We start from the raw sequence: 4,963 nt of genomic DNA on the forward strand, positions 1-4,963 counted from the left end.
TACACCGGCTGGTCCTCCTGCTTCCGCCGCGAGGCCGGCTCCTACGGCAAGGACACCCGCGGCATCATCCGCGTCCACCAGTTCGACAAGCTGGAGATGTTCGTCTACTGCAAGCCGGAGGACGCCGTCGAGCAGCACCAGGCACTGCTGGACATGGAGCGCGAGATGCTCTCCGCCGTCGAGGTGCCCTACCGCATCATCGACATCGCCGGCGGCGACCTCGGCCAGTCCGCGGCCCGCAAGTTCGACACCGAGGCCTGGGTCCCGACCCAGAACACCTACCGCGAGCTGACCTCCACCTCGAACTGCACCACCTTCCAGGGCCGCCGCCTGCAGACCCGCTACCGCGACGAGAACGGCAAGGCCCAGATCGCCGCGACCCTCAACGGCACCCTCGCCACGACCCGCTGGCTCGTCGCCATCCTGGAGAACAACCAGCAGGCCGACGGCTCCGTCACCGTTCCGGAGGCGCTGCGCCCGTTCGTGGGCAAGGATGTCCTCGAACCCAGGAAGTAGGGGAGAACACCATGGCCGCCAACCCACGTTTCCGCAAGCGCCGGGGCTTCTACGTCCCCGCTGACCTGTCCCCGGTGCCCGACCACCCGGTCGAGGGGAAGGAGAGCCCGTACAACCGGATCATCATCCCCCTCGCCAGGGCACTCATGAAGGCGCAGGGCATCAGGCTGACCGTCTTCGGCGCGGAGAACATCCCCGTGGACGGTCCGGCCCTGCTGGCCATCAACCACACCGGCTACTACGACTTCATCTTCGGCGGCATCCCCGCGCACCTGCGCGGCCGCCGCCTGGTGCGGTTCATGGCGAAGAAGGAGATCTTCGACACCCCCGTCATCGGTCGCCTCATGCGCTCCATGAAGCACCTGCAGGTCAACCGCGCCGCCGGTGCAGCCTCCCGCGAGGAGGCCGTCGAGCGTCTGCGACAGGGCCAGCTGGTGGGCATCTTCCCGGAGGCGACGATCTCGCGCGCCTTCGAACTCAAGGACTTCAAGAACGGTGCCGCCCGCATCGCCGCGGAGGCCGATACGCCGCTCATCCCGGTGGTCATCTGGGGTTCCCAGCGCATCTGGACCAAGGACCACCCCAAGCGCCTCGGCCGCACGAACACCCCGGTGTTCATCCGTGTCGGCGCCCCCGTCGACCCGAACGGCGACCCGGACGCCGCGATCCAGCGACTCAAGGACGCCATGCAGGTCCTGCTCGACCGCGTCCGCGACGACTACGGCCGCGCCTACGGCCCGTTCCCGGCCGGCGAGTACTGGATCCCCAACGCCGACGGCGGCAGTGCACCCACGCTTACCGACGCCCGCCGCATCGACACCGAGGCCCGCGCCGCCAAGGCAGCCAAGAAGGAGGCCGCGGCCTCCGCGAAACTAGACAAACGTGCCGACGCCATCCTCGGCAACGCACGGACCTTCATCGACCAGGTGAAGGAAAAACTCAGGAGATAAACCATGCAGACCCCCGGACCGGCTCCCAGGCTCGTGGCCAGCGACGTTGACGGCACACTCATCAACTCGCAGGACCGCATCATCCCCCGCGTGCGCGACGTCATCGTCCGGGCCGTGCAGGCCGACACCGAGGTCGCCCTGGCCACCGGACGCCCGCACCGGTGGATCTTCCCCGTCCTCGACCAGCTGCCCATCCGCCCGGTCTGCGTGACCTCCAACGGTGCCGTCGTCTACGACTCCGCCAACGACCAGGTCCTGGCCACCCACGCGCTCACCCCGGACACGATGGCCGAGGTCCTCGAACTGTCCAAGGAGGCGTTCCACGAGGTCGGCGGCATCGCCATCGGCTGTGAACGCGTCGGCCAGTCCGCCTTCGACCCCGAGGAGGAGATGTTCGTCATCTCCCCGGGCTACCTCCACACCTGGGAGGAGCAGGGCTACGGCGTGGCCCCCGAGCACGAGGTCATCAGCCAGCCCGCCGTGAAGATGATCCTCCGCCACGAACAGCTCACCGCCCCCGAGATGTTCGACCTGGTCGCACCGTTCATCGACCCCGACGTCGCCCACGTGACCTTCTCCATGAACGAGGGACTCCTCGAGGTCGCCGCCCCGGGCGTGACCAAGGCCCTGGGCGTATCGACGCTGGCCACCCTCCACGGCATCAACCGCGAGGACGTCATCGCGTTCGGCGACATGCCCAACGACATCGAGATGCTCGCCTGGGCCGGCATGGGCGTGGCCATGGGCAACGCGCGTGACTCGGTCAAGGACGTCGCCGACTTCACCACCGGCACGAACGACGAGGGCGGCCTGGCGCAGGTGCTGGAGCGCTGGTTCTAGGGGGTTCTGCGGCGCGGTTCCACGTGAACCTCACCTACCACGCCCCGCGACCTGGGGAAACGCAAAAGGGCTCGCGCGTTCACGTGGAATCGCGCAAGCCCCGCCCCACCCACGACCCCGTGGCAGACTTGAACCATGACGGCTTCGCATCCGAAACAATATGTGGCGGCCATTGACCAGGGCACGACCTCGACACGCTGCGTCATCATCGACCGGGACGGGCAGGTGGTCTCCTCCGGCCAGTACGAGCATGAGCAGATCATGCCGCGGCAGGGCTGGGTCGAGCATGATCCGCTGGAGATCTGGGCGAACACGCGCCGGGCGGTGTCCACGGCGATGGTGGACATCGACGTCTCGCCCGACCGGATCGCCGCTCTCGGGGTGACCAATCAGCGGGAGACCGCCGTGGTGTGGGAGAAGGCGACGGGAAAGCCGATCCACAACGCGATCGTGTGGCAGGACACCCGGACGGCGGGCATCGCAGGGGAGGATCCGCGGCGTTGGCTCGACCGGACGGGTCTGCTGGCGAACTCCTATCCGGCGGGGCCGAAGATCGCGTGGATCCTGGACCATGTGGAGGGGGCCCGCGAGCGCGCGGAGAAGGGGGAGCTGCTGGCGGGGACGATCGACACGTGGTTGTTGTGGAATCTCACGGGCGGGGCGCGTGGCGATGAGGGGCGGGAGGCGGTGCATGCCACGGATGTCACGAATGCGTCGCGCACCCTGCTCATGGACCTGCGTACCTGTCAGTGGGATCCGGAGTTGTGCGCGGAGATCGGGGTGCCGGTGGGGGTGTTGCCGGAGATCAGGGCGTCGATGAGTGGTTTCGGGGAGGTCCGGCAGCGGGGGACCCTGGCGGGTGTGCCCATCACGGGTGTGCTGGGGGATCAGCAGTCGGCGATGTTCGGGCAGGGCTGCTTCGAGGTGGGGGACGCGAAGAACACCTACGGCACGGGGCTGTTCCTGCTGCTCAACACGGGTTCTGAGCCGCAGGTCTCCGAGCACGGGCTCCTGTCGACGGTGCTCTACCAGCGGGAGGGGGAGGCTCCGGTGTACGCGCTGGAGGGGTCGGTGGCGGTGGGTGGTTCGCTCATCCAGTGGCTGCGGGACCAGCTCGGGATCATCCGTTCGGCGGACGAGGTCGAGCGGATCGCGGCGGAGGACAACGGCGGGGTGTTCATCGTCCCGGCGTTCTCGGGGTTGTTCGCGCCGCGCTGGCGGCCGGATGCCCGGGGCGTCATCGTCGGGCTGACCCGTTTCGCGGACCGCAGCCACATCGCGCGTGCCGCTCTGGAGGCGACCGCGCTGCAGACGCGGGAGGTCGTCGCGGCGATGGTGGCGGACTCCGGCATCGAACTCACGGGCCTGCGTGTCGACGGCGGCATGACCGCGAATGACACGCTCATGCAGCTGCAGGCCGACATCCTCGGCACGGAGGTCCACCGCCCGATGAACATCGAGACCACGGCCCTCGGCGCGGCTTTCGCCGCTGGTGTGGGCAGTGGTTACTGGTCGTCGCTTGCCGACGTCCGCTCGCTCCAGACCCCCGACCGGTCGTGGGCTCCGGGGTGGACGGTGGAACGTCGGGAAGCGTTGGTGGGGGAGTGGGAGCGCGCCGTGGCACGCTCCCTCGACTGGGCCTAGTTGTTCAGGGCGACGTCGACGCTGCCGTCGAAGGGGTTGACCGTGATGTTGCCGCCCTCGAAGTCGACGCGGAGGCGGTCGCCGTCGTTGTACTGCTCGTTGAGCGGCATACCCAGCGGGCCGAGGTCGAAGCCCTGGCCTGCCCAGATGTCACCGATGACGCCCCACAGTGCGCGGGCCTCGGAGGATCCGAACTGGTCGATGATGATGCCGTTGTCGAACAGCGCGACCTGTGCGTCCTCGGTGCTCACGCCACCGCGCGGGTCGCCCAGCACGGCACCGTAGTTGGCGCCGACCCGGTTGACGGCCTGGGTGATCTTGGTGTCGCCGGCCAGCGTGGACACGATGTCGAGGACCGGCTTGAGGTCCGCGAGCTTGAGGTCCGGCATGACCTGCACGTCGCCGACCTTCTGCGTCGTGCCCGGGACGGTGCCGTTGGACGCGATGACCGCGACGGCCACGGCGGCCAGGGAACCGACGATGGTGAGCAGGGCCAGCTCGTCGCCACCTGCGGCGGAGCTCAGGGTGTCGGTGACACCGGGCTCCTGCGGGGCCGGGGGCTCCTGCGGGGCCGGGGCCTGCTGGGAAGTCGGCGGAGTGGGTGCCGGGGGCTCAGCGGGTGACGTAGGTGCAGTGGATGTGGTGGTCCGGCTGGCCTTGATCTCGTTGTACTTCTCCGCCGCGATGGAGCGGATGTTGTTCATCTGCGCGTAGCCGTACGTGCCCGGGCAGGCGTTGTTGTGGGCGTCGCGGTGGGCGAAGACGTTCGGGAGCATCATCGGGACGCCGCCGGGGTGCTTCGAACCGCCGAAGGACAGCGGCGTGTAGGAGGTCGAGCCCTGCGGGTTGAAGCCGGCGATGGCGGCCTTCCAGCCGATCATCTCGCCGACCGACCGGATCATGGCCTGGGTGGTCGGGGCGACGTCGTAGTTGCCCATCATGGAGATGCCGAAGGTGCCCTTGTTGAAGCCACCGACATGCGCACCCTGGACGTTCTTGTCCAGGCCACCGTA

5 protein-coding genes are annotated in these 4,963 nt (G+C 68.6%); 4 read left to right on the forward strand and 1 reads right to left on the reverse strand.

Features of this window, described 5'->3' with window-relative positions:
* The 4 genes from GXZ33_RS06270 to glpK form a co-directional block, all read left to right on the forward strand.
* Positions 1-516, forward strand: a 516-nt coding sequence (locus GXZ33_RS06270) for an aminoacyl--tRNA ligase-related protein (RefSeq protein WP_363237008.1), incomplete at its 5' end; no start/stop codon positions are given.
* Between the two features lie 11 nt (positions 517-527).
* Positions 528-1,466 carry a lysophospholipid acyltransferase family protein gene (locus tag GXZ33_RS06275; RefSeq protein WP_291339996.1) on the forward strand — a complete coding sequence of 313 codons (939 nt, stop codon included), beginning with the start codon at positions 528-530 and terminating at the stop codon, positions 1,464-1,466.
* A gap of 3 nt (positions 1,467-1,469) precedes the next feature.
* Positions 1,470-2,306, forward strand: coding sequence for an HAD family hydrolase (locus GXZ33_RS06280; protein ID WP_291339997.1), 837 nt, complete (start codon positions 1,470-1,472; stop codon positions 2,304-2,306).
* Positions 2,307-2,441: 135 nt separating this feature from the next.
* A complete protein-coding gene (glpK, locus tag GXZ33_RS06285) occupies positions 2,442-3,950 on the forward strand; it encodes a glycerol kinase GlpK (protein ID WP_291339998.1) in 1,509 nt (502 codons plus the stop codon).
* Here glpK and GXZ33_RS06290 read toward each other — a convergent pair.
* On the reverse strand, positions 3,947-4,963 hold a 1,017-nt coding region (locus GXZ33_RS06290; protein WP_291339999.1), incomplete at its 5' end, for a peptidoglycan recognition family protein. The genes glpK and GXZ33_RS06290 overlap by 4 nt on opposite strands.

The sequence above is a fragment of the Corynebacterium sp. genome (assembly GCF_012838985.1).
GTDB lineage: Bacteria > Actinomycetota > Actinomycetes > Mycobacteriales > Mycobacteriaceae > Corynebacterium.

Bases quoted from the DNA above. Each gene is read 5' to 3' on its own strand.
- GXZ33_RS06275 (WP_291339996.1), top strand. From the start codon at position 528: ATGGCCGCCAACCCACGTTTCCGCAAGCGCCGGGGCTTCTACGTCCCC.
- GXZ33_RS06280 (WP_291339997.1), top strand. From the start codon at position 1,470: ATGCAGACCCCCGGACCGGCTCCCAGGCTCGTGGCCAGCGACGTTGAC.
- glpK (WP_291339998.1), top strand. From the start codon at position 2,442: ATGACGGCTTCGCATCCGAAACAATATGTGGCGGCCATTGACCAGGGC.